The sequence below is a fragment of the Pseudomonas cichorii genome (assembly GCF_018343775.1).
GTDB lineage: Bacteria > Pseudomonadota > Gammaproteobacteria > Pseudomonadales > Pseudomonadaceae > Aquipseudomonas > Aquipseudomonas cichorii.
On the sequence record NZ_CP074349.1, the window covers coordinates 3,669,283 to 3,693,125 of the forward strand.

General features: G+C 58.8%; 20 protein-coding genes and 4 tRNA genes. 5 read left to right on the forward strand and 19 right to left on the reverse strand.

The annotated features are described in order from the left end of the window. Positions 1–6: 6 nt before the first annotated feature. From KGD89_RS15340 to KGD89_RS15360, 5 genes are all read right to left on the reverse strand, one after another. Complete coding sequence (locus KGD89_RS15340; protein WP_025260650.1) at positions 7–816, reverse strand: IclR family transcriptional regulator; 810 nt, start codon at positions 814–816, stop codon at positions 7–9. 65 nt (positions 817–881) lie between these two features. After that, positions 882–2,192, reverse strand: coding sequence for an MFS transporter (locus KGD89_RS15345; protein ID WP_025260651.1), 1,311 nt, complete (start codon positions 2,190–2,192; stop codon positions 882–884). A gap of 93 nt (positions 2,193–2,285) precedes the next feature. Next, positions 2,286–3,434, reverse strand: coding sequence for a galactonate dehydratase (dgoD, locus tag KGD89_RS15350; RefSeq protein ID WP_025260652.1), 1,149 nt, complete (start codon positions 3,432–3,434; stop codon positions 2,286–2,288). A 51-nt stretch (positions 3,435–3,485) separates the two neighbouring features. Next, entirely contained in the window at positions 3,486–4,112 is a 627-nt protein-coding gene (locus KGD89_RS15355; RefSeq protein ID WP_025260653.1) for a 2-dehydro-3-deoxy-6-phosphogalactonate aldolase, read from the reverse strand. A gap of 1 nt (position 4,113) precedes the next feature. Then, positions 4,114–5,118, reverse strand: coding sequence for a 2-dehydro-3-deoxygalactonokinase (locus KGD89_RS15360; RefSeq protein ID WP_025260654.1), 1,005 nt, complete (start codon positions 5,116–5,118; stop codon positions 4,114–4,116). Between the two features lie 288 nt (positions 5,119–5,406). On the opposite strand from KGD89_RS15360, the gene KGD89_RS15365 reads away from it, so the two are divergent. Beyond that, positions 5,407–6,573 carry an acyltransferase family protein gene (locus KGD89_RS15365; protein WP_025260655.1) on the forward strand — a complete coding sequence of 389 codons (1,167 nt, stop codon included), beginning with the start codon at positions 5,407–5,409 and terminating at the stop codon, positions 6,571–6,573. A 57-nt stretch (positions 6,574–6,630) separates the two neighbouring features. Here the strand turns inward: KGD89_RS15365 and asd are convergent, their stop codons facing one another. From asd to leuC, 4 genes are all read right to left on the reverse strand, one after another. Next, complete coding sequence (gene asd / locus KGD89_RS15370; protein WP_025260656.1) at positions 6,631–7,743, reverse strand: aspartate-semialdehyde dehydrogenase; 1,113 nt, start codon at positions 7,741–7,743, stop codon at positions 6,631–6,633. A gap of 75 nt (positions 7,744–7,818) precedes the next feature. After that, positions 7,819–8,901 carry a 3-isopropylmalate dehydrogenase gene (gene leuB, locus KGD89_RS15375; RefSeq protein ID WP_025260657.1) on the reverse strand — a complete coding sequence of 361 codons (1,083 nt, stop codon included), beginning with the start codon at positions 8,899–8,901 and terminating at the stop codon, positions 7,819–7,821. Between the two features lie 112 nt (positions 8,902–9,013). After that, a complete protein-coding gene (gene leuD, locus KGD89_RS15380) occupies positions 9,014–9,655 on the reverse strand; it encodes a 3-isopropylmalate dehydratase small subunit (protein WP_025260658.1) in 642 nt (213 codons plus the stop codon). A gap of 10 nt (positions 9,656–9,665) precedes the next feature. Then, the gene (leuC, locus tag KGD89_RS15385; protein ID WP_025260659.1) at positions 9,666–11,090 is read right to left on the reverse strand and encodes a 3-isopropylmalate dehydratase large subunit; all 1,425 of its coding nucleotides are present in this window, start codon (positions 11,088–11,090) and stop codon (positions 9,666–9,668) included. A gap of 149 nt (positions 11,091–11,239) precedes the next feature. On the opposite strand from leuC, the gene KGD89_RS15390 reads away from it, so the two are divergent. Both KGD89_RS15390 and KGD89_RS15395 read left to right on the forward strand, forming a co-directional pair. Beyond that, positions 11,240–12,109: a LysR family transcriptional regulator gene (locus KGD89_RS15390; RefSeq protein WP_025260660.1), complete on the forward strand. Its 870-nt coding sequence runs from the start codon at positions 11,240–11,242 to the stop codon at positions 12,107–12,109. A gap of 106 nt (positions 12,110–12,215) precedes the next feature. Next, on the forward strand, positions 12,216–14,390 hold the full coding sequence (locus tag KGD89_RS15395; protein WP_025260661.1) for a putative bifunctional diguanylate cyclase/phosphodiesterase: 2,175 nt from the start codon (positions 12,216–12,218) through the stop codon (positions 14,388–14,390). A 41-nt stretch (positions 14,391–14,431) separates the two neighbouring features. On the opposite strand, the gene KGD89_RS15400 is transcribed toward KGD89_RS15395, so the two are convergent. The 10 genes from KGD89_RS15400 to uvrB form a co-directional block, all read right to left on the reverse strand. Further along, the gene (locus KGD89_RS15400; RefSeq protein WP_025260662.1) at positions 14,432–14,875 is read right to left on the reverse strand and encodes an Hsp20 family protein; all 444 of its coding nucleotides are present in this window, start codon (positions 14,873–14,875) and stop codon (positions 14,432–14,434) included. 111 nt (positions 14,876–14,986) lie between these two features. Then, complete coding sequence (locus tag KGD89_RS15405; RefSeq protein WP_025260663.1) at positions 14,987–15,946, reverse strand: tRNA dihydrouridine synthase; 960 nt, start codon at positions 15,944–15,946, stop codon at positions 14,987–14,989. Positions 15,947–15,975: 29 nt separating this feature from the next. Continuing rightward, the gene (locus KGD89_RS15410) at positions 15,976–16,434 is read right to left on the reverse strand and encodes an acyl-CoA thioesterase (protein ID WP_025260664.1); all 459 of its coding nucleotides are present in this window, start codon (positions 16,432–16,434) and stop codon (positions 15,976–15,978) included. Positions 16,435–16,480: 46 nt separating this feature from the next. Continuing rightward, positions 16,481–17,020, reverse strand: a complete 540-nt coding sequence (locus KGD89_RS15415) for a TetR/AcrR family transcriptional regulator (RefSeq protein WP_025260665.1) — start codon at positions 17,018–17,020, stop codon at positions 16,481–16,483. A gap of 204 nt (positions 17,021–17,224) precedes the next feature. Next, positions 17,225–17,300: transfer RNA gene (locus KGD89_RS15420), tRNA-Glu, on the reverse strand. 45 nt (positions 17,301–17,345) lie between these two features. After that, a tRNA-Ala gene (locus tag KGD89_RS15425) sits at positions 17,346–17,421 on the reverse strand. A 52-nt stretch (positions 17,422–17,473) separates the two neighbouring features. After that, positions 17,474–17,549, reverse strand: a tRNA-Glu gene (locus KGD89_RS15430). A gap of 85 nt (positions 17,550–17,634) precedes the next feature. Then, positions 17,635–17,710, reverse strand: a tRNA-Ala gene (locus KGD89_RS15435). A 179-nt stretch (positions 17,711–17,889) separates the two neighbouring features. Next, the gene (gene gltX, locus KGD89_RS15440) at positions 17,890–19,371 is read right to left on the reverse strand and encodes a glutamate--tRNA ligase (RefSeq protein ID WP_025260666.1); all 1,482 of its coding nucleotides are present in this window, start codon (positions 19,369–19,371) and stop codon (positions 17,890–17,892) included. Between the two features lie 131 nt (positions 19,372–19,502). Then, entirely contained in the window at positions 19,503–21,518 is a 2,016-nt protein-coding gene (gene uvrB / locus KGD89_RS15445; protein ID WP_025260667.1) for an excinuclease ABC subunit UvrB, read from the reverse strand. A gap of 356 nt (positions 21,519–21,874) precedes the next feature. On the opposite strand from uvrB, the gene KGD89_RS15450 reads away from it, so the two are divergent. Both KGD89_RS15450 and KGD89_RS15455 read left to right on the forward strand, forming a co-directional pair. Next, entirely contained in the window at positions 21,875–23,071 is a 1,197-nt protein-coding gene (locus tag KGD89_RS15450) for an amino acid aminotransferase (protein WP_025260668.1), read from the forward strand. Between the two features lie 188 nt (positions 23,072–23,259). Continuing rightward, positions 23,260–23,676, forward strand: coding sequence for a hypothetical protein (locus KGD89_RS15455; protein ID WP_025260669.1), 417 nt, complete (start codon positions 23,260–23,262; stop codon positions 23,674–23,676). The last annotated feature ends 167 nt before the right edge of the window (positions 23,677–23,843 follow it).

A 23,843-nucleotide genomic window follows, 5' to 3' on the forward strand; every position in this document is an offset into this window, starting at 1 on the left:
TTGCCGTTACCCGCCCAGCTCCGCCGAAAGCCTCGCCGCCGCCTGTTTGATAACCGGCACCAGATCGGCCATTTTCTCCAGCGGCATGTATGGAACAGTGCTGGCAATGCTGATGCCCGCGACAATCTGTTTGCCCGCATCGCGAACCGGCGCAGCCACGCAGCGAATCGACGGTTCGTTGTCCTCCAGATCGAAGGCATAGCCGCCCTGCACATACTCTTGCCTGCGCTGACGCAACTGTTCCCAGGTCTGCTGCTCGTGAGTCGGCCACTGCGGGTTCTTTCCTGCAACCGGCAGGCTGATTTCATACAACCTTTGCCACTCCTGCTCTGGACTATCCAGCAGTAGCGCCTTGCCGATGCCTGTGCGCACCAGCGGCATGCGATGCCCTACCCGGGAACGCATCTCCGGCCCGTTACGGCCAGGGTTCTTGTGCAGATAAAGCACCTCGTCACCGTCGCGAATCGCCAGATGCACGGTGTCGCCCGTCAATTCCGACAGCTCATCGAGATAAGGCCGGGCCAGAATGGCCAGTGGCACCTCTTCCCGAGCCTGGAAACCCAGTTCGATCAACTTGGGCCCCAGCAGATAACCCACCTGAGGCAACACCCGAAGATAACGCTCATCCACCAGGCAACTGACCAGCCGATGGGTCGTGCTGCGGGTGGTGCCGATCAGGCTGGAAATCGCTTTCAGGTCACGGGCACCACTGGCCACGGCCTGCACCACCGCGAGGCCGCGCAACAGGGTTTGCGTCCCGGTCGGTGCGGAGTCCTTGCCCGTGGTGCTCACGGGCGTGAGTGGATCATTGTGCATATCAGCCCTTATCAGATCGGAAAGCTGGCGGCATTATCGTCGCCCGCCCTTCTGCATGCCAACCATCACAACTCGATGCGTTCCACCTTGCCCACCAGCAGGATGTAAGACAGCGCGCCAATCAGCGCCAGCACGGCGATGTAGGTGATGGCAGGCGCAAAGGAATCACCCGACGCCAGGAAGCCGATCACGATGGGCGTGGCAATCGCCGCCAGGTTACCGATGAAGTTGAAGGTGCCACCAGTCAACCCCAGCAGACGGGCCGGAGCCAGTGTCGACACCAGCGACCAGGTGATCGACGCCAGGCCATTGCCGAAGAACGCCAGCGCCAGGAACGCAATCACCAGCGGCGTGGACTCCACGTAGTTGGCACCGATGATCGAGGTGGAGATCAGCAGACCGGCAATGATTGGCAGCTTGCGCGCCAGACCAACGCTATGGCCGCGACGGATCAGCCAGTCGGAGAAGAACCCCGAGCAGAGTACGCCGACAAAGGCCGCCAGAAACGGCAACGACGCCAGCAGTCCGGACTTGATGAAGTCCATACCGCGGTACTTGACCAGATAGGTCGGGAACCAGGTCAGGAAGAACCAGAGGGTCGAATTGAGGCAGAACTGCCCCAGATAAATGCCCCACAGCTTGCGCTGGCTCAGCACCACACCCAGATCCTGCCAACTGAAGCCACGCTTCTGCTTTTCGGTATCGACCTGGATATCCACCAGCCCGCCACCTTCGCGGATCAGGTCGATCTCTTCCTTGTTGATGCCTTTGAAATCACGCGGCTCGCGATACACCGCATACCAGATCACAGCCCAGAGTATGCCGACGCCACCGGTGACGACAAACACCATATGCCAGCCGTAATGAGCTTGCAGCCAGGCCAGAACCGGTGTCAGGAACGCCAGCCCGACAAACTGCCCCGAGGTGTAGAAACCGATGGCCGTGGCACGCTCACGCTCCGGAAACCAGGTGGTGACCACGCGGCTGTTGATCGGGTAGGCAGGCGCTTCAAGCGCACCCACGGCCATGCGCAGCACGAACAGCGCAATGAAACTCGCCGCAAAGCCCAGCATGACGGTAGCGATCGACCACAGCAGCAACGCGGCGGTGTAGAGAATGCGCGGCGGAACACGATCCACCAGCCAGCCGCCAGGCAGTTGCATGGCGGCATAAGTCCAGCCAAAAGCCGAGAAAATCAGGCCGACATGGACCGGGTCGATGCCCAGTTCGCTGGTCAGGGCCGGCGCCGCGATGGACAGGTTGCTGCGGTCCAGATAGTTGATGACCACCGTGATAAACAGCAGCACCATGATGAAGAAACGCTTGCGAGTAGGCGTGACTAAAGACGCCGCCCCTTCGAGAGTGCGGGTTTGCATGAAGATTGCCCCTTGTTGGATTTATGTGAGGACTGCGTTCTGCAATGCCTGATCGTGCAGCGATAGAACGCTGCACGATCATTCAGATCTCTATCACCACTCGGCAAAACTGCCGTCGGCATGGCGCCAGATCGGGTTGCGCCAGCGATGACCGATGGCAGCACGCTCCTTGACGTACTCTTCATTGATCTCGATGCCCAGGCCCGGACCGTTGGGGATCTTCACCATGCCCTTGTCGTAATCGAACACTTCGGGGTGCTTCACATAATCCAGCAAGTCATTGCTTTCGTTGTAGTGGATACCCAGGCTCTGCTCCTGAATGAAGGCGTTGTAACAAACCGCATCCAGTTGCAGGCAGGCCGCCAGTGCAATCGGCCCCAGCGGGCAATGCAAGGCCAGCGCGACGTCGTAGGCCTCGGCCATATTGGCGATCTTGCGGGTTTCGGTGATGCCACCTGCGTGAGAGGCATCCGGCTGGATGATATCGACGTAGCCTTCGCTCAAGACCCGCTTGAAGTCCCAGCGCGAGAACAGCCGCTCACCCAGGGCAATAGGCGTGCTGGTCAGTGGCGCCAGTTCCTTGAGCGCTTCGTAGTTCTCGCTGAGGACCGGCTCTTCGATGAACATCAGCTTGAAGGGGTCCAGCTCTTTCATCAGTACCTTGGCCATGGGTTTGTGAACCCGGCCATGGAAGTCCACGCCAATGCCGACATTCGGCCCGACCGCATCACGCACCGCCGCAACGTTGGCCAGTGCCAGATCGACCTTGTCGAAGGTATCGAGAAATTGCAGCTCTTCGGTGCCGTTCATTTTCACGGCAGTGAAGCCGCGCCCTACAGCCTCTTTGGCTGCACGAGCGGTATCGGCTGGCCGGTCGCCGCCGATCCATGAATAGACGCGGATCTTGTCCCGCACCTGACCACCCAGCAGATCGCTGACCGAAACACCCAGGGCCTTGCCCTTGATGTCCCATAGCGCCTGATCGATACCGGCCAGCGCGCTCATGTGTACGGCGCCGCCACGGTAGAAACCGCCGCGATACAACACCGTCCAGATATCCTCGATATTGCGCGGGTCCTTGCCGATCAGGTAATCGGAAAGCTCCTCCACTGCCGCAGCGACGGTATGGGCACGGCCTTCGACAACCGGCTCGCCCCAGCCGATGACACCGTCATCGGTTTCGACTTTCAGAAAGCACCAGCGTGGCGGAACGATAAAGGTCGTGAGCTTGGTGATTTTCATGTGTGCAATTTCTCTCTTATTAGGTAGGGGAAGAAGCGCTCGGCGCGCCGGTCAGTTGGAAGTCAGTTCACGCCAGGCACTGACGTAAGCCTTGGCACGCTGCTCCACATCTACCGCACTCATGCCCGGCTTGAACAGCCCGGAGCCCAGGCCAAAGCCTTTGACGCCGGCCTCGAGGAAGACCTTCATGTTCTCCGGCGTAATGCCACCCACTGGCAGCAGCACCGTTCCGGCTGGCAATACCGCCAGCCAGGCCTTCACTACCGCAGGCGACATTTGCTCGGCGGGGAACAGCTTGAGCACATCAGCCCCTTCGGCCAGAGCCGCAAAGGCTTCGGTCGGCGTGGCGACGCCTGGCGACAGGAACAATCCGGCAGCCTTGGCCGCACGCAAGACCTTCGGGTCGCTGTGCGGCATGACGATGACCTGACCGCCCGCCTCCTTGACCTGATCGACATGCTCCGGCGTCAGCACGGTTCCGGCACCGACCAGACAATCGGCAGGCAGGTACTGGCGCAACAGAGTGATGCTGTCATAAGGCTGTGGCGAGTTGAGCGGCACCTCGATCACCCGGAAACCGGCCTGATACAAGACCTCGCCAATGGCTGGAGCTTCTTCGGGACGCAGGCCGCGCAGAATCGCGACCAGTCCGTTTTCCTTCAGAGCTTGCTTGAGCATTTCACACCTCGTAGGGATCTGTTGAAGGCCCGGACGCGATCAGGCCGGCCTGAACGGCCACTTGCCACAAACCCCGCTCGGTCGCCTGCGTGGCTGTGGTCACCTGATCGAAACCGCAAGCCGTAAGGCCGCGTGTGTAACGTGTGCAAAGCGACTCGCTGCCGATCAGGATCACAGCAGGCAGTTGCTTCAGGCTTTTTTGCTGGATTCTGGTCAGGGCATCCAGCTCATGCCCGATCAATAGACCGGACAGATAGTCAGGCTGGGCGCTGGCATCGAGCTGACCGGTCAGGCCCAGGGTCCGGGAACTGAAAATGGTCGAGAGCAGACCGGACGCGCCCTCTGGCGACAGGGCAATGGACAGCCCGCAGTCGAACGCATGGATATCGAAGGTTTCGCCGGGCCGCATGGTGCGGCCGAGAATGGTGTGCCCGCACAAGGCCGCGTATACCTCACCGGTCATGAAGGTATCGAAATGAACGATGCAGCCTTCCACCACATGCACCCATTTGGAGTGGCTGCCAGGAAGGCCGATCAACAGGGGCCGACGGGTCGCCGACTCATCGAGGGAAGCCAGTACACCGAGCACCTGGGTTTCTTCACCGCGCATCACATTGGGCAGGGTCGAGCGCTGCAGTACACCGGGGATGATATGGATATCGACGCCGCGCAGGCTGCGCACGGTCTGCAAGGCTGCGCTCAGTTCACCGACGCTGGCAGGCGTTTCCCGGTACACCGCCTCGCGCCAGCCCTGGGCACTGCCCACCATGCCGCAGGCAATCACCGGCAGATCCGGTTGCGCATCGAGCCAGTCGCCACAGGCCTGATCAAAGGCCAGTTCAAAACCATCGCTGCACAGAGCGCCTGCAATCAGCCGGGGAGTATCCGGCAATTGCATGATGCCTGCGCTCAAGGAGCGTTGTTCCAGGACCTGGCCGTGTTCGCCAAGTCGATAAGCACGAAGTGAGGTTGTCCCCCAATCGAGCGCGATCAATTGCGCCGCCATCGCTTCACCTGTTGTTTTTTTAAAAGTGAGTGCGAGGCGGACTATAAGCCCATCGAAAGACAAATCTCAATATGTAATTTTCAATCCCATATATAGGGATTAATTTAAACCCTGCCTTGCTTCTTAATGCGCTAATGTTGGTAACGTCTCTCTAAATACCCGGCACTCCCCCTTTCCCTCGGCAGCTTTGCCGCAGTGGTAACGTGCCCGGCATATCGACGCCCCATCCCTCAGTACTGCCCTCCTGCGCTGTTTGCAGCCTCAACCGCCCTTCAAGGAACCCAAGCCATGAAGCGATTTCTCGTGCTCGACAGCTTTCGCGGGCTTTGTGCCCTTGCGGTGGTGCTGCATCACTTTCATGCAACGCAAAGCGTTACTGAACTGGCGTTTTTCAAGCACGCCAATTACCTGGTGAATTTTTTCTTCGTGCTCAGCGGCTTTGTGCTCTATCACATTTACGCCGACCGACTGGGCAGCACGGCACAACTGAAGCGCTTTGTCATTGCGCGGGTCTGCCGTCTGTACCCGCTGCATTTGGCGACCCTGCTAGCGGCTCTGCTGTTCGAGTTCCTGAAGCTGGCCGCCGAACAACAGGGCATCCTTTTTGCCGCGGGCAGCTTTACTGGTCCACGGGCTGCCGACGAAATCCTGCCCAATCTGTTGCTGCTGCAATCCTGGTGGCCTGGCTTCAACCACTTGTCGTTCAACTTCCCGTCCTGGAGCATCAGCGTCGAGTTCTATCTGTACCTGCTCTTCGCCCTGATTGCCGTCGGGCTGCCCGGGAGGTCGCGGCAGATATTCGCGGCCATCGCTGTCCTGGCCTTCGTCGCGCTGTACTTCAAAGACACCTTCCTCAACGAAGGCGCCCTGACAGGCCTGGCGTGCTTCTTCAGCGGAGTAATGACTTATCGGCTCTACTCAAGATTCAAAGGGCTTGAGCTACATAAAGGCTGGGCGACGCGGCTGGAAGCGCTGGCCCTGCTGACGGTCTACATGGCGATCACCTACAGCGGCCCCTCACAGAATATTTCCCTGAGCCTGTTGTTCTGCGCGGTGATCGGGCTGTTTGCCTTCGAGGCAGGCGGGATTTCGAGAGGGCTGTGCGCCCGGCCGTTCAAGTGGGCAGGCACCCTGTCCTTTTCGATCTACATGACTCACACCATCGTACTGTTCTTCGTGACAACGAGCCTGATGCTGTTCGGCAAAGTCACCGGCCATGACCTGCTGATCGACCTTCCCAGTGAAATCCCCAATGTTGCCCTGCGCTACATCCATACCCAAAGCATGCTGCTGGACAATCTGATCATCGCGATCAGCGTCGGTATGGTGTTGCTGCTGTCGGTACTGACGCATCGCTATATCGAACTGCCGGGCATTGAGCTGGGCAAGGTCTGGGGTCGCAAAGCCACCGGCATTGCGGGGCCCCGAGCACAGCACCAGGAAACGGCACCCTGAATCGCAGCCATAAAAAACGCCCCTGATGAGGGGCGTTCTTTTGACAGCTTCAGCGAATCAACGCTCCAGCAGGATCCGCAGCATGCGACGCAACGGCTCGGCCGCGCCCCACAGCAGCTGGTCGCCTACGGTGAAAGCGCCCAGGTATTGCGACCCCATGTTCAGCTTGCGCAGACGCCCCACCGGAACGCTCATGGTGCCGGTCACGGCAGTCGGGCTAAGCTCGCGGATGCTGTCTTCGCGATGGTTCGGGACCAGCTTGACCCAAGGGTTGTGCTGGCTGATCAAACCTTCGATGTCCGCAATCGGCACATCCTTGTTCAGTTTGATGGTCAGAGCCTGGCTGTGGCAGCGCATGGCGCCGATACGAACACAGATACCATCCACCGGAATCGGGCTCTTGAAGCGACCCAGAATCTTGTTGGTCTCGGCCTGGCCTTTCCACTCTTCACGGCTCTGGCCGTTTGGCAGTTCCTTGTCGATCCAGGGGATCAGGCTGCCAGCCAGTGGCACACCGAAGTTCTCGGTAGGGAAAGCCTCGCCGCGCATGGCTTCAGCGACCTTGCGGTCGATGTCGAGGATGGCGCTGGCCGGGTTGGCCAGATCATCGGCGACCGAAGAATGGACAGTGCCCATCTGCTTGATCAGCTCACGCATGTTCTGCGCGCCGGCACCGGATGCCGCCTGATACGTCATGGCGTTCATCCACTCCACCAGACCGGCCTCGAACAGACCACCCAGGCCCATCAGCATCAGGCTGACGGTGCAGTTGCCGCCGATGTAGTTCTTGGTGCCCGCGTCCAGTTGCTGGTCGATGACCTTGCGGTTCACCGGGTCCAGCACGATCACGGCATCGTCCTGCATGCGCAGGCTGGAGGCCGCGTCGATCCAGTAGCCCTGCCAACCGGCTTCGCGCAGTTTAGGGAACACCTCATTGGTGTAGTCGCCGCCCTGGCAGGTCAGAACCACGTCGAGGGTTTTCAGTTCTTCGATGCTGTAGGCATCCTTCAGAGGCGCAACATCCTTGCCTACCGACGGAGCCTGGCCACCGACATTGGAGGTAGTGAAGAACACCGGCTCAATGAGATCGAAGTCCTGCTCTTCCCGCATCCGCTGCATGAGCACGGAACCCACCATGCCACGCCAACCGATCAGACCTACACGTTTCATCGCAACTACACCTTGAATAAAAGTGGGACCGCTGCCGCACATGTGTCATGCACAGCGAGCAGCGGGCCAGAGAGATTACAGATTCCGCAGCGCGGCGACTACTGCGTCGCCCATTTCACGGGTACCGACCTTCACGTTACCGGCCGACCAGATGTCGCCAGTACGCAAGCCCTGATCCAGAACCAGACTGACAGCCTGTTCAATGGCATCAGCAGCAGCGGTCAGATTGAAGCTGTAACGCAGCATCATCGATACCGACAGGATGGTCGCCAACGGGTTGGCAATGCCCTGCCCGGCAATGTCCGGCGCCGAACCGTGGCAAGGCTCGTACATGCCTTTGTTGTGGGCATCCAGCGAGGCCGACGGCAGCATGCCGATGGAACCGGTCAGCATTGAAGCTTCGTCGGAAAGAATATCGCCGAACATGTTGTCGGTCACTATCACGTCGAACTGCTTAGGCGCACGCACCAGTTGCATGGCGGCGTTGTCGACGTACATGTGGCTCAGTTCGACCTCAGGGTAGTCCTTGGCGACCTGCTCCACCACTTCGCGCCACAATTGGCTGGAAGCCAGTACGTTGGCCTTGTCCACCGAGCACAGCTTCTTGCCGCGCACCATGGCCATGTCGAAACCGACCCGCGCAATACGGCGAATCTCGCTCTCGCTGTAAGGCAGGGTGTCGTAGGACTGACGCTCGCCGTTTTCCAGCTCGCGGGTGCCACGCGGCGCGCCGAAATAGATGCCACCGGTCAGCTCGCGAACGATGAGGATGTCCAGGCCTGCAACGATTTCCGGCTTGAGGCTGGAAGCATCGGCCAGTTGCGGATAAAGAATCGCCGGACGCAGGTTGCCGAACAGGCCCAGTTGCGAACGAATCTTCAGCAGACCGCGCTCAGGACGAATGTCACGCTCGATCGCGTCCCACTTCGGACCACCCACGGCACCCAGCAACACCGCATCGGCAGCACGGGCACGATCCAGGGTTTCGTCGGCCAGCGGCACGCCATGCTTGTCGATGGCAGCGCCGCCAATCACGTCGTGGGTCAGCTCGAAGCCCAGTTGATACTTCTCATTGGCCACTTCCAGCACCTTGACCGCTTCGGTCATGATTTCCGGACCAATACCATCGCCTGGGAGAATCAGAATCTGCTTGCTCATAACATCCTCAATTTTGTGCATCGGTGCCTTGGGTGGCACCTGACATGTCGCTTTTCGCGAATGAATTGGCTCCTACGCGGTGTGTCGGAGCGAATTCATTCGCGATCAAAAATCAGCCACGAAACAACCACGGCTGGCTGGCGCGGTGCTTGCTCTCGAAAGTGGCGATGGCATCGCTGTCCACCAGGGTCAGGCCGATATCGTCCAGACCGTTGAGCAGGCAGTGCTTGCGGAAAGCGTCGATCTCGAAGCTCAGGACCTTGCCGTCAGGACGGGTCACGGTCTGCGCCTGAAGGTCGATGCTCAACTGGTAGCCTTCATTGGCTTCAACCTGCTGGAACAACTGATCGACTTCGTCTTCAGCCAGGATGATCGGCAGCAGGCCGTTCTTGAAGCTGTTGTTGAAGAAGATGTCGGCATAGCTCGGTGCGATGATCGCGCAGAAACCATACTCTTCAAGCGCCCATGGCGCGTGCTCACGGCTGGAGCCGCAGCCGAAGTTCTCGCGGGCCAGCAGTACGCTGGCGCCTTGATAACGGGCATGGTTGAGCACGAAGTCGGTGTTCAACGGACGCTTGGAGTTGTCCTGATAAGGCTGGCCCACATCCAGGTAACGCCACTCATCGAACAGGTTCGGGCCAAAACCCGTGCGCTTGATCGACTTGAGAAACTGCTTGGGGATGATCTGGTCGGTGTCGACGTTGGCACGATCCAGAGGAGCGACAAGGCCGTTGTGCTGGGTAAACGCTTTCATGCTGGGCTCCTTAGTGCTGGATCAAGTCACGGACATCGATGAAACGACCGTTGACCGCTGCCGCTGCCGCCATTGCCGGGCTGACCAGGTGAGTACGACCACCGGCACCCTGACGTCCTTCGAAGTTACGGTTCGAGGTGGAGGCGCAATGCTCACCGGAACCCAGGCGATCCGGGTTCATGGCCAGGCACATCGAGCAGCCCGGCTCACGCCATTCAAAGCCGGCTTCGATGAAGATCTTGTCCAGACCTTCTTTCTCGGCCTGCTCCTTGATCAGCCCCGAACCCGGAACCACGATGGCCTGCTTGACGGTCGCAGCCACCTTGCGGCCCTTGGCGACATCGGCCGCGGCGCGCAGGTCTTCGATGCGCGAGTTGGTGCAGGAACCGATGAACACGCGATCCAGCTGGATATCGGTGATCGGCTGATTGGCCTTGAGGCCCATGTACTTCAGGGCGCGCTCGATGGAACCCCGCTTGACCAGATCGGCTTCCTGAGCCGGATCGGGCACGTTCTGATCGACGGCCAATACCATTTCAGGAGAAGTACCCCAGCTGACCTGCGGCTTGATCTGCGCAGCGTCCAGCTCGACCACGGTGTCGAACACCGCATCCGGATCGGAAACCAGATCCTTCCAGGCTTCGACCGCCAGGTCCCACTCAGCACCCTTGGGCGAGAACGGACGACCCTTGACGTATTCGACGGTTTTCTCGTCAGTGGCCACCATGCCGACGCGAGCGCCTGCTTCGATGGACATGTTGCAGATGGTCATGCGGCCTTCGATGGACAGGTCACGAATCGCGCTGCCGGCGAACTCGATGGCGTAACCGTTACCACCTGCCGTACCGATCTTGCCGATGACGGCGAGCACGATGTCCTTGGCAGTAACACCTGGCGGCAACTGGCCTTCGACCGACACCAGCATGTTTTTCATTTTCTTGGCGACCAGACACTGGGTCGCGAGCACGTGCTCGACCTCGGAAGTGCCGATGCCGTGGGCCAGCGCACCGAATGCACCGTGGGTCGACGTATGCGAATCGCCGCAAACGACACTCATGCCCGGCAAGGTCGCGCCCTGCTCCGGGCCAACCACGTGCACGATGCCTTGACGCGGGTCGTTCATCTTGAATTCGGTGATGCCGTATTCGTCGCAGTTGTCGTCCAGGGTCTGGACCTGCAGACGCGAGACTTCGTCTTCGATGGCACCGATACCGCCCTTGCGCTCGGCAGTGGTCGGAACGTTGTGGTCCGGGGTCGCAATGATGGAATCGATGCGCCATGGTTTGCGCCCGGCCAGACGCAAACCTTCAAAGGCCTGCGGCGAGGTCACTTCATGGATGATATGGCGGTCGATGTAGATCAGCGCCGAACCATCGTCGCGCTGTTTGACCAAATGCGAATCCCAGAGCTTGTCGTAGAGCGTTTTGCCGGCCATCGGACGTACTTCCTCATCTGCTTTCTTTCTATGCCTTGGGCAATCGGAAATCGATGACCCCTTGGCTTGTGCGGACAATGCTATGGAATATGCTTAAATAACTCAAATTCATAATTTTTATGCTTTGGATAACCAATCGGAATCCGACCATGGACCTTGCCAACCTCAATGCTTTTATCGCGATTGCTGAAACCGGCAGCTTCTCGGGAGCCGGCGAACAACTGCATCTGACCCAGCCTGCAATCAGCAAACGCATCGCAGGCCTTGAGCAACAATTGAATGTCCGGCTGTTCGATCGCCTGGGCCGGGAAGTCAGCCTGACCGAGGCTGGCCGCGCTCTGCTGCCCCGCGCCTATCAGATTCTCAATGTGCTGGATGACACCCGTCGTGCTCTGACCAACCTCACCGGCGAAGTGACCGGTCGTCTGACCCTGGCCACCAGTCATCACATCGGCCTGCACCGTTTGCCGCCTTTATTAAGAGAGTTCACTCGCGCCTACCCCGAAGTGGCACTGGACATTCAGTTCCTGGATTCGGAAGTGGCCTACGAAGAAATTCTCCATGGCCGCGCAGAACTGGCGGTCATTACCCTCGCGCCTCATCCTCACTCGCTGGTACGCGCCGTGCCGGTCTGGGATGATCCTCTGGATTTCGTCGCAGCCCCGGAACACCCGCTGACCAACAGCGGCCCGATGAAGCTTGAGGACATCGTGCGCTACCCGGCCGTCTTTCCCGGCAGCAACACCTTTACCCATCACATCGTCAGCGGCCTCTGTGAAGCCCAGGGCCTCAAGCCGAACATCGCCATGAGCACCAACTATATGGAAACCATCAAAATGATGGTGTCCATCGGGCTGGCCTGGAGCGTACTGCCACGCACCATGCTCGACGAACAGGTAGCGCGTATTCCATTGCCGGGCGTACAACTCAATCGCCAGCTAGGCTACATCCTGCACACCGAACGGACGCTCTCCAATGCCGCCAAGGCGTTCATGGCTCTCCTCGATGCACAGGCCTGACGACCGGCCGTTTATTTCCAAGACAGAACATCAGAACCCTGATATACGGGTTACATGATGAAAATCGATCGTTTTACAGGCTTTATTCATAAAGGCTCGTGATCATATGTCCATCCCGGTAGATAGCTCCTCCCTGACGCACATCAGTGCGGAACAAGCGCTCAAGGAACTGCGCGACCGTCTGGAGATGGCTCTGGGGGCAGCTCAGATGGGAACCTGGGACTGGCACATCCCCAGCGACACGCTGCATGCATCGGCTCAGGCAGCCCAGCTGCACGGGATGTCGGCACAGCCATTCAACGACACCCTGCATATCTTTTTCACTGACGTTCCTGCCGAAGAACGCAACCGCATGCGCCAGGCCTACAACGCCATGCTCGACAGCCAGGACGACAGTTTCCAGATCACCTACCGGCTGCAACTGAAAAATGGCGCACTCCGCCTGCTGGAAGGCCGCGCCCACCTGTATCGGGATGAAAACGGCGCGCCCCTCAAGTTATCCGGCACTCTGCTGGATATCACCCAACAGCATGCACGCTCGGCACTACTGGCCAGCGAAGAGAAATTCGCCAAGGCGTTTCACTCAAGCCCGGACTCGATCACCATTACCGAACTGGAATCCGGCCACTATGTAGAGGTCAATGACGGTTTCTGCCGCCTTACCGGCTTTACCAGCCAGGAAGTCCTGGGGCGTACCGCCCTTGAAGCAGGCCTCTGGGTAGAGCCGGAACAACTCAGGCAAGTGACCGATCAATTGCGCACGACGGGCAAGATCCATCACATGGAAATGTCCGGGCGACACAAGAATGGCACGCCGCTCGTTCTGGATATTTCTGCCGAACTCATCACCCTGAATGAAACCGCCTGCCTGCTGGTTACCGCCCGCGACATCAGTGAACTGAAGCACGCTCAGGCTCAGGTCCAGCACCTGGCCTATCACGACCCGCTGACCAACCTGCCCAACCGCGCCATGCTGATGGAAAGGCTCAGCCAGCAACTCACTCAGCTCAAACAGGACAACCTGCGCGGCGCCCTGCTGTTTCTGGATCTGGACCACTTCAAGCACATCAATGATTCCCTGGGCCATCCGATGGGCGACTGCGTGCTGACCATCGTCACCGCCCGCCTTGAAGCCAGCGTACGCCTTGAAGATACCGTTGCCCGACTGGGCGGCGATGAGTTCGTGGTCCTGATCGGCGGCCTCGAAGGCTCCCGGCATGAAGTCGCCACTCAGGTACAGGACCTCGCCGACAACCTGCGCAAGCTGCTGGCAGAACCCATGTTCATTGACCGGCAGCGCCTGCAAGTGACACCGAGCATCGGTATTGCCCTCATACCCGATCATGGCTCCAACCCCGCCGATATCCTCAAGCGCGCCGACATTGCGCTGTATCGCGCCAAGGACTCGGGGCGCAATGCCGCACAGCTGTTCCATCGCTCCATGCAGAAAGCCGCCAGCCAGCGCCTGCGCATGGAAAACGACCTGCGCATGGCCCTGACCCGCAACGAACTGCACTTGTACTACCAGGCTCAGGTCAACACCCAGAGCGACAGGATCATTGGCGCAGAAGCCCTGCTGCGCTGGCAGCATCCCGATTACGGCCTGCTGGCACCTACGCAGTTCATTCAGATCCTCGAAGAAAGCGGGATGATTCTGGAAGTTGGCGGCTGGGCCCTTGAAGAAGCCTGCAAAGTGGGAGGCAGGTTATTGCAACAAGACCTGCTGCCGCTGAACGATTTTTTGCTGGCCGTGAATATCAGCCCGCGCCAGTTCCGCCAGACTGACTTCGTCGAGCAAGTGGAAAGCTGCCTGAAGCGCCATCGCCTGCCACCCACCATGCTCAAGCTGGAAATCACCGAAGGCATTGTCATCGAGAACCTGGACGACACCATCGCCAAGATGCTGCGCCTGAAAAAGATCGGCGTCAGCTTTGCCATGGATGATTTCGGCACTGGCTATTCATCCCTGACGTATCTCAAGCGACTGCCGGTAGACGTTCTGAAGATCGACCAGTCGTTCGTCCACGAAGCCGCCACCGACCCCAACGATGCCGAGATCGTTCGCGCCATCGTTGGCATGGCCAACAGCCTCAACCTCAGCGTCATCGCCGAAGGGGTGGAAACCGTGGAGCAACTGGCGTTTCTCGAACAACTGAATTGCCACACCTATCAAGGCTATCTATTCAGCGAGCCACTGCCCCCTGCAGAGTTTGAAGCCCTGCTGTGCCTTGAAAGAGGCTTGCCGGAAACCAACGTGCAAACCTTGCTGGCTCAGGAATAGAAAAAAGGAAGGCATCCGTGGATGCCTTCCTGAATACGTGATTAATGCTGCAGCACTTTCTGCTGATTGATCGGGATGCGCTTTGGCTTGGCCTCTTCCGGCACCAGACGAATCAGATCGATATTCAGCAGACCGTGAGACAGGCTGGCATTCTTGACTTCGATATGGTCCGCAAGACGGAAGGACAACTTGAACTCGCGACGGGTAATACCCTGGTGCAGATAGGTGATGCCTTCGACTTCATCACCCCGCTTGCCAGCACTGACGGTCAGCACGCCGTTTTCGATCTGCAGTTCAAAATCTTCTTCCTGCATGCCGGCAGCCGCAATCACGATGCGATAGTGATCATCGGAGTGCTTTTCCACGTTGTAAGGCGGATAACTGCTGGTTGAATCATTTCGGGCCACCGACTCGAACAAGTCATTGAAGCGGTCGAAGCCCACTGAATGGCGAAAGAGTGGGGCCAAAGAGAATGCAGTTGCCATAATGGTTCTCCTTAATCAGTGAGACGGTAGTCATGCGATCCGTATCCGGTATCGCTTAACCACCAAATTAAGGTCTGTCCTGCAGATTTCAAGAGCCGTTTTTTACAGCGTTTACGACCGTTCGTCGGGAGAAAAACCGATCAAGGTACTGATGCGTTCGCAGTCCGTTTCACGGCGCAAGGTATCGAACATGACCACTGCCTCCGGGTAGCTTTTGGTCAGGAGCACCAGCCATTGCTTGAGGCGTCCCGGCGCCTGGATAAGGGTCATCTTGGCCAGGCAGTCCTTCCAGAAAGTGCGCAACATCGGCTGCAGCTCGGCCCAGGTCATCTCGACAACCTCTTCGCCCGCATTCGCCGCAGCGATCTGCCGGGCCAGATCCGGACGTGCCACCAGCCCGCGACCGATCATGATGTCCCGCGCACCGCAAATCTCCTTGCAGCGCCGCCAGTCATCCACCGTCCAGATTTCGCCATTGGCAACCACCGGAACCTTGACCACTTCCTGAATCTTGGCAATCCACTCCCAATGCGCAGGCGGCTTGTAGCCATCGACCTTGGTCCGTGCATGAACCACGATCCGCTCGGCACCGCCATCCACCAGCGCCCGGGCGCAATCCAGGGCGCCGTCGGTATTCTCGTACCCAAGACGCATCTTGGCCGTGACCGGAATCCCCTTGGGCACGGCACGTCGCACATGACTGACGATGGAATGCAGCAGCTCAGGCTCCCTGAGCAGAATCGCACCACCACGAGAGCGATTGACGGTCTTGGCCGGGCAACCGAAGTTCAGGTCCAGCACCGGCGCCCCCAGCTCACAGGCGAACGCGGCATTTTCTGCCAGACAGACCGGGTCAGAACCCAGCAATTGCAGATGCAATGGCACGCCTGCGGCTGTTTTCGCATCGGTGTGCAGCTCGGAAGCCAGCTTGTAGAAATAGGCGGCAGGCATGACCCGCTCGGTCACCCGGATGAACTCGGTCACACACCAGTCAACGCCGCCGACGCGGGTCAGCACATTACGCAGGATGTCGTCGACCAACCCCTCCATGGGCGCCAGAGCAATTTGCATGGGTCACACTCGAAAAAAAGTCCGGCAGTTTACTGCCCGGCGGCGGGATTTGGAACGTCGCCCGACATGGCAGCCCCATAACCCTCGATAAATTCACTCGGCATACGCTTGGGCTTGCCACTGGACAGTTCGATACAGACAAAAGTGGTCTGGGCACGCAACAGGGTCACGCCGTCCACCGGACGCTTGAGCTGAAAGCAGCGGGTCATTTTCAGACGTTTGTCCCAGTCGACTATCCAGGTGGCCAGTTGCAGCTCATCATCTTCGTAGGCGCTGGCCAGGTAATCGATTTCATGCCGCACCACCGCCATGGCCCGGTCCAGACGCCGATACTCACTCAGGTCCAGCCCCAGGTGCTGGGAATGCCGCCAGGCGCAGCGTTCCAGCCAGGAAACATACACCGCATTATTGGCGTGTCCCAGGCCATCGATATCATCGGCTGCCACATTGAGGTCGATCACAAAAGGCGTTGCCCGATCCCAGACCATACTTGCTCCCGTTGTCATGAAGAGGACTCATGTCCAGGAGGTCAGTCTAAACCACCGCCGACTTGGCCGCCCTCAACAGACGATCCGATAACTCGCCGGTGCCCAGCGCACGGGCCAACACCAGACCGCCCACCATCAATGCGAGGTCCGCCAGAACGCTGTCCGCCTCCTCTGGCGTCGAGGACAGTTGCGCCACCATCAATTCCACATGCTCGGCCAATGAAGCCTGAAAGCCCTCCGGCAAGCGCGGCATATCCCCGACGGTGGAAGGCAGCGGGCAAGCCTCATCCTTGGCATCGCGATGTTTGCGTGACAGATAAAACGCCGCCAGCAAGGCACGTCGCTCATGACAGGGAAGTTGCTCGTCGACTTGCGCCATGGCAGACCGTCGCTGCTTCAGCAGCCGGTCGAAGGCCTCAAGCATGAGCGATTCCTTGCTGTCGAAGTGAGCATAGAACCCCCCCACCGTCAGCCCGGCAGCACTCATGATCTCATTGACGCTCGGCTGCTCCAGACCCCGACTGATCAAGGCCGCACTGGCAGCATCGAGAATTCGCTCACGAGTTTGCGCTTTTTTATCTGTCATGCCGATCTCCAGAAATTACGCAGATAATATTATTCGCATAATCCCGAATGACAAGCGCAACGCAGTTTATCTGCCGAAGACAGACAAGTTGCTTGAAAGGAAAAGAGGAAGTGGCAGCAGACCGGGCGATATTAAAACAGCCCAGAAAAACAAAAGGGCCATTCAATAATCGAATGACCCTTGGTCTCGCAGAGCGAGAAATCGTGGCGTCCCCTAGGGGACTCGAACCCCTGTTACCGCCGTGAAAGGGCGGTGTCCTAGGCCACTAGACGAAGGGGACGCAAAACCTTCGAGCAAATTCGCTAAAAGCGAATCCTGGCAAAATTGGTGGAGCTAAGCGGGATCGAACCGCTGACCTCCTGCATGCCATGCAGGCGCTCTCCCAGCTGAGCTATAGCCCCGGATTTATCGCCTCGCGGCGGAGATCAACCTTGCGGAATCACTCTTTGAATATGGCGTCCCCTAGGGGACTCGAACCCCTGTTACCGCCGTGAAAGGGCGGTGTCCTAGGCCACTAGACGAAGGGGACAAAACCTTCTTTCGTACATGACAGGCGCTGGTTCCTGTCATCGTACTGTTTCAAGGCAATGTAGCCGACCTTGAAACGCTTTGTTTGGTGGAGCTAAGCGGGATCGAACCGCTGACCTCTTGCATGCCATGCAAGCGCTCTCCCAGCTGAGCTATAGCCCCACATCAGTGGACGGGGCGCATGTTAAGCGTGAGTCGCTAACCTGTCAAATTTATTTTCAACATTTTTGAAAATTTTTCGTCGACATAACAAACACTTAACGCTTCGCCCCCGTAAAACCGAGGTCGAATCGATCACTGTGCACCCCTGCCCTGCGAGCACACAGTGATCCTTCACTGCATCAGGCTATGGCACCCAGCAGCTTTTCCCACTCTTTGTTTTCTTTCTTGGAAACTCCGCCGAGCAGATCGATAGCCTGCCGCAGGCGGAAACGGGTGAGGTCCGGCCCGAGGATTTCCATTGCATCGAGCACCGAAACCGAACTGGCCTGACCGGTAATGGCGGCGAACATCAGCGGCATGGCATCGCGCAGTTTCAGCTCCAGATGATCGACCACCGCCTGGATACAGGCAGTAATCGGGTCTTTCTCCCACTGACGCAGGGATTCGAGCTTCCACAAGATCAACTGCATCAACTGGCGGACCTGATCGCCCGACAGCTTCTTGTGCTCGAACAGCTTCGCATCCGGCGTCACGCCGCCCGCGAAGAAGAAGCTGGCCAATGGCGCGATCTGGCTGAAGGTTTCGACACGGCCCTGAACATGCGGCGCGATCTTCATCAAGTATTCGGGGTTCAGCGCCCAGTTCTGCACCCGGCTGGCAAACTCTTCGACCGGCAACTCGCGCAGCCACTGACCATTGAGCCAGGACAGTTTCTCGATATCGAAGATCGGACCGCCCAGGGAGACGCGGGACAGGTCGAAGTTATCGACCATTTCCTGCAGGGAGAACTTCTCGCGCTCGTCCGGCATCGACCAGCCCATGCGACCCAGGTAGTTGAGCATGGCCTCAGGCATGAAGCCCATGCGCTCGTAGAACGTCACCGACGTCGGGTTCTTGCGCTTGGACAGCTTGCTCTTGTCGGGGTTACGCAGCAGCGGCATGTAGCACAACTGCGGCTTGTCCCAGCCGAAATACTCGTAGAGCAGAATCAGTTTCGGCGCGGACGGCAGCCACTCTTCGCCACGCAGTACGTGGGTGATCCCCATCAGGTGGTCATCCACCACGTTGGCCAGAAAATAGGTCGGCAGACCGTCAGTCTTCATCAAGACCTGCATGTCCATGCGATCCCACGGGATCTCCACTTCGCCACGCAGGATGTCCGGCACCACGCAAACGCCCTCGGTCGGCACTTTCATGCGGATGACGTGCGGCTCGCCGGCGTCCAGGCGACGCTGCACTTCTTCCTTCGAGAGCAGCAAGGCGCGGCCGTCATAGCGCGGCGTCTCGCCCTTGGCCATCTGCTCGGCGCGCATCTCGTCCAGCTCTTCGGCAGTGCAGAAGCACGGGAAGGCGTGGCCGAGATCGACCAGTTGCTGAGCGTACTTGCGATAGATGTCGCCTCGCTCGCTCTGACGATACGGGCCATGTGGGCCGCCCACATCCGGACCTTCGCTCCACTCAATGCCCAGCCAGCGCAATGCATCGAAAATCTGCTGCTCGGACTCGCGGGTCGAACGCAACTGATCGGTATCTTCGATACGCAGGATGAACTCACCACCGTGCTGCTTGGCAAAGCAGTAGTTGAAAAGCGCGATGTAGGCGGTGCCAACGTGGGGATCGCCAGTGGGTGATGGCGCAATGCGAGTGCGAACGGTGGTCATGAAAAATTCCGAAATAGATCGATCAAGCGCGGAATCTTAACAGGCCGAACCCTTTTGGCTCCATGCTTCGCGAATGAATTCGCTCCTTCAACCCGTGCAGGAGCGAATTCATTCGCGAAAAAATCGATGAATCAAACCGCCAGTAACCGCTCACGCAATTTGGCGATCTCGTCGCGCATCTGCGCCGCGGCCTCGAACTCCAGATCGCGGGCCAACTGGTACATTTTCTCTTCCAGTTGACGAATGCGCTTGGTGATTTCGCTGGGTGAGCGCAGTTCGTTCTCGTAGCGTGCGTTTTCTTCGGCGGCCTTGGCCATGCCTTTGCGCTTCTTGCTGCGCGAGCCAGGGACCGTCGCGCCTTCCATGATGTCCGCCACGTCCTTGATGACGCCCTTTGGCGTGATGCCATTGGCCAGGTTATGGGCGATCTGTTTCTCACGACGCCGCTCGGTCTCGCCAATGGCCCGCTCCATGGAACCGGTCATGCGATCGGCATAGAGAATCGCGCGGCCATTGAGGTTACGAGCAGCCCGACCGATGGTCTGGATCAGGGAGCGTTCGGAACGCAGGAAACCTTCCTTGTCGGCATCGAGAATCGCCACCAGCGACACTTCCGGCATGTCCAGGCCTTCGCGCAGCAGGTTGATCCCCACCAGCACGTCGAACGCCCCGAGGCGCAGGTCGCGGATGATCTCGACCCGCTCAACGGTATCGATGTCCGAGTGCAGATAACGGACCCGCACGCCATGGTCGCCCAGATAATCGGTCAGATCCTCGGCCATGCGCTTGGTCAAAGTCGTGACCAGCACCCGCTCTTCCAGCGCCACACGCTTGTTGATTTCCGAAAGCAGATCATCGACCTGAGTCAGCGCAGGACGAATCTCGACCTGCGGGTCCACCAGCCCTGTCGGGCGCACCACCTGTTCGATGATTCGCCCGGCATGTTCGGCCTCGTAATTTCCAGGTGTGGCCGAAACAAAGATGGTCTGCGGGCTGACCGCCTCCCACTCGTCGAAACGCATGGGCCGGTTATCCAGCGCCGAGGGCAGCCGGAAGCCATATTCCACCAGGGTTTCCTTGCGCGATCGGTCGCCTTTGTACATCGCACCGACCTGCGGCACGCTGACGTGGGATTCGTCGATCACCAGCAAGGCGTCAGGCGGCAGATAGTCGTAAAGCGTGGGCGGTGGCGCTCCCGACGGGCGGCCCGAGAGATAGCGGGAGTAGTTTTCGATGCCGTTGCAGTAACCCAGCTCCAGAATCATTTCCAGATCGAAACGGGTTCGTTGCTCCAGACGCTGGGCTTCCACCAGCTTATTGTTGTTGCGCAGGTATTCCAGACGCTCCTGAAGCTCGACCTTGATGCCTTCCATCGCTTCGAGCAGCGTTTCGCGGGGAGTCACATAGTGGCTCTTGGGGTAGAAGGTAAAACGTGGCAGCTTGCGGATCACCTCACCCGTCAGCGGATCGAACGCCGACAGGCTTTCCACCTCGTCGTCGAACAGTTCGACGCGGATCGCTTCCAGATCGGACTCGGCCGGGTAGATATCAATGACATCGCCTCGCACCCGGAAGGTCGCACGGGCAAAATCCATGTCGTTGCGGGTGTACTGCAGATCCGCCAGACGGCGCAGCAAGGCCCGCTGGTCGAGTTTGTCGCCACGGTCGATATGCAAGACCATGCGCAGATAGGTTTCCGGACTGCCCAGACCATAGATGCAGGACACCGTGGTGACGATAATGGCGTCCTTGCGCTCCAGCAGGGCCTTGGTCGCTGACAGGCGCATCTGCTCGATATGGTCGTTGATCGAAGCATCCTTCTCGATGAAGGTGTCCGACGACGGCACATAGGCTTCGGGCTGGTAGTAATCGTAATAAGAGACGAAATATTCCACCGCGTTGTTGGGGAAGAACGTCTTGAACTCGCCATACAACTGGGCTGCCAGGGTCTTGTTCGGCGCCAGCACCAGCGTCGGGCGCTGCACCTGGGCGATGACGTTGGCAATGCTGAAGGTCTTGCCCGAGCCGGTCACACCCAGCAGGGTCTGATGCGCCAGCCCGGCCTCGATCCCTTCCACCATCAGGAGAATGGCCTCGGGCTGATCGCCGGCTGGCTCAAAACGGGTGACGAGCTGAAACTCGGACATGACCTACCTCTTGATTCGTTTACGCCAAGGGTTCGTCTGCGCAGGCCATACCCGCAAAAACGAAATCACCGCCAACGCCCGATCCCGCCGGGAAAGACGTGCAGTGTTTGAAGTGATGCACTGTAGATGGAGCCATATACTCGTCTTTCAAGTCATGGATTGCATCACCGATTGCCGGTCGGTCAGACGAACGTTGTCCCCGGAGCCGGAAAAACCTTGAAAAAACCTGTCACGCCCTGTCGCTCCCCAGCTTGATGCTCTTTATACTGACTCCCCGTTTGTGCACCGCTCTGGCGCATTGTGTTGGAGCCTGCACTGCACTCCCCTTCACTCTTCATTCAGAGCTGCCGCAAACAATGAGCCTGTTCTCCGCTGTCGAAATGGCGCCCCGCGATCCGATCCTGGGTATCAACGAAGCATTCAACGCCGACACCCGCACCAACAAGGTCAACCTTGGGGTGGGTGTCTACTGTGACGAAGACGGGCGCATTCCATTGCTGCGCGCAGTGGCCGAAGCCGAGAAGATTCGCGTGGCGCAACACGCACCTCGCGGCTACCTGCCAATCGACGGCATCTCGGCCTACGACCTGGCCGTGCAGAAACTGCTGCTGGGTGCCGACTCGCCGCTGATCGCCTCGGGCCGCGTGCTGACCACCCAGTCCGTCGGTGGTACTGGCGCTCTGAAAATCGGTGCAGACTTCCTCAAGCGCCTGCTGCCAAATGCCGTGGTTGCCATCAGCGACCCAAGCTGGGAAAACCACCGCGCCCTGTTTGAAGCAGCGGGCTTCCCGGTTCAGGACTATCGCTACTACGATGCCCCGACTCACGACGTGAACCGTGCCGGCATGCTGGAAGACCTGCAGAACCTGCCAAACGGCTCCATCGTTGTGCTGCACGCCTGCTGCCACAACCCGACCGGCGTCGACCTGACCCTGGAAGACTGGAAAAAGGTTCTGGAAGTGGTCAAGGCCAAAGGTCATGTCCCCTTCCTGGACATGGCTTACCAGGGCTTCGGTCAAGGCATCGACGAAGACGCACTGGCAGTACGCCTGTTCGCCGATTCGGGCCTGACTTTCTTTGCCTCCAGCTCGTTCTCCAAGTCCCTGTCTCTATATGGCGAGCGTGTCGGCGCCCTGTCGATCATCACCGAGTCCAGGGAAGAAACAGCCCGCGTCCTGTCCCAGGTCAAGCGCGTGATCCGCACCAACTACTCCAACCCGCCGACCCACGGTGCAATCATCTCTGCTGCGGTCCTCAACGACCCGGCACTGCGCGCCATGTGGGAAGAAGAACTGGGCGAAATGCGCGTGCGCATCCACGGCATGCGCAAAGCCATGGTAGAGCGTCTGGCCAACAACCCGGCCGGCCAGGACTTCAGCTTTGTCGGCCGTCAGTGCGGCATGTTCTCCTACTCGGGCCTGACCGCCGAACAGGCTCAACGCCTGCGCAACGAGTTCGGTATCTACGCGCTGGATACCGGCCGTATCTGCGTTGCGGCACTGAACCAGAAGAACATCGACGCGGTCTGTGACGCGATCAAGCAAGTGCTGTAAATCTGCACTGCAACATGAAAGGGAAGCCGGGCGAGAGTCCGGCTTCCCTTTTTTGTACCTGCAAAAACACCTCAAGTTATTTCCGGCAGGGCCGCTAATCTATCCGTGGTTTTCTGGATGAAAGCCCACATGGACACACAGGCGATATCGCCTGCATCAGAATGCATTCAGGACAATACGGAGATTACATGAAGTTCAAATCTTTCAAACTCCCCTTCACTGCAGCAGCCCTGGCACTGTCGCTGAGCCCACTGGCATCGATGGCCGCCGTCATTGAAGTCACCATGCAGAACAACACGCCAAAGACCTTGACGCTTGTTTCTTCGACCAGCGGCTTTCCTTCCCGGCTGGCACCTTTCCAAACCGTCACCTTCATCGCGCCATCAGGCTTCAGCAGCAGCGATGTGCAGGCTGACTATTCGAGCGGCCAATCCACTGGCGGCTGCCGATTCCAGGCCGGCCACAAGGAATACTCAACTGGCCCGCAATACACCAGCAGCGCCAAGGGTTATGGAGAACTCTCGGATGGTGCCTGCTATGAATACGTTTCCAAGAAATGGTCGGCACCTTACAACTACAAAATCCATTTCATGATGTCGCAGTAACAGTCGCGTAAACCGCTGACGACAAGAGGGAAGCCAGACACAGTCTGACTTCCCGTTTTCATGCATATGGGCCTCACAACCGGTTCCAGACCAACCTGATCCCCGCCTTTGAGGCGTTCTTATACGCCGCTAAATTCCTGCCTCCGTTCCTCGTTTAATGGACAGTT

Excerpts from the sequence above, each read along its gene's own strand:
- KGD89_RS15340 (WP_025260650.1), bottom strand. The coding sequence starts at position 816 with ATGCACAATGATCCACTCACGCCCGTGAGCACCACGGGCAAGGACTCC.
- KGD89_RS15345 (WP_025260651.1), bottom strand. The coding sequence starts at position 2,192 with ATGCAAACCCGCACTCTCGAAGGGGCGGCGTCTTTAGTCACGCCTACT.
- dgoD (WP_025260652.1), bottom strand. The coding sequence starts at position 3,434 with ATGAAAATCACCAAGCTCACGACCTTTATCGTTCCGCCACGCTGGTGC.
- KGD89_RS15355 (WP_025260653.1), bottom strand. The coding sequence starts at position 4,112 with ATGCTCAAGCAAGCTCTGAAGGAAAACGGACTGGTCGCGATTCTGCGC.
- KGD89_RS15360 (WP_025260654.1), bottom strand. The coding sequence starts at position 5,118 with ATGGCGGCGCAATTGATCGCGCTCGATTGGGGGACAACCTCACTTCGT.
- KGD89_RS15365 (WP_025260655.1), top strand. The coding sequence starts at position 5,407 with ATGAAGCGATTTCTCGTGCTCGACAGCTTTCGCGGGCTTTGTGCCCTT.
- asd (WP_025260656.1), bottom strand. The coding sequence starts at position 7,743 with ATGAAACGTGTAGGTCTGATCGGTTGGCGTGGCATGGTGGGTTCCGTG.
- leuB (WP_025260657.1), bottom strand. The coding sequence starts at position 8,901 with ATGAGCAAGCAGATTCTGATTCTCCCAGGCGATGGTATTGGTCCGGAA.
- leuD (WP_025260658.1), bottom strand. The coding sequence starts at position 9,655 with ATGAAAGCGTTTACCCAGCACAACGGCCTTGTCGCTCCTCTGGATCGT.
- leuC (WP_025260659.1), bottom strand. The coding sequence starts at position 11,090 with ATGGCCGGCAAAACGCTCTACGACAAGCTCTGGGATTCGCATTTGGTC.
- KGD89_RS15390 (WP_025260660.1), top strand. The coding sequence starts at position 11,240 with ATGGACCTTGCCAACCTCAATGCTTTTATCGCGATTGCTGAAACCGGC.
- KGD89_RS15395 (WP_025260661.1), top strand. The coding sequence starts at position 12,216 with ATGTCCATCCCGGTAGATAGCTCCTCCCTGACGCACATCAGTGCGGAA.
- KGD89_RS15400 (WP_025260662.1), bottom strand. The coding sequence starts at position 14,875 with ATGGCAACTGCATTCTCTTTGGCCCCACTCTTTCGCCATTCAGTGGGC.
- KGD89_RS15405 (WP_025260663.1), bottom strand. The coding sequence starts at position 15,946 with ATGCAAATTGCTCTGGCGCCCATGGAGGGGTTGGTCGACGACATCCTG.
- KGD89_RS15410 (WP_025260664.1), bottom strand. The coding sequence starts at position 16,434 with ATGGTCTGGGATCGGGCAACGCCTTTTGTGATCGACCTCAATGTGGCA.
- KGD89_RS15415 (WP_025260665.1), bottom strand. The coding sequence starts at position 17,020 with ATGACAGATAAAAAAGCGCAAACTCGTGAGCGAATTCTCGATGCTGCC.
- gltX (WP_025260666.1), bottom strand. The coding sequence starts at position 19,371 with ATGACCACCGTTCGCACTCGCATTGCGCCATCACCCACTGGCGATCCC.
- uvrB (WP_025260667.1), bottom strand. The coding sequence starts at position 21,518 with ATGTCCGAGTTTCAGCTCGTCACCCGTTTTGAGCCAGCCGGCGATCAG.
- KGD89_RS15450 (WP_025260668.1), top strand. The coding sequence starts at position 21,875 with ATGAGCCTGTTCTCCGCTGTCGAAATGGCGCCCCGCGATCCGATCCTG.
- KGD89_RS15455 (WP_025260669.1), top strand. The coding sequence starts at position 23,260 with ATGAAGTTCAAATCTTTCAAACTCCCCTTCACTGCAGCAGCCCTGGCA.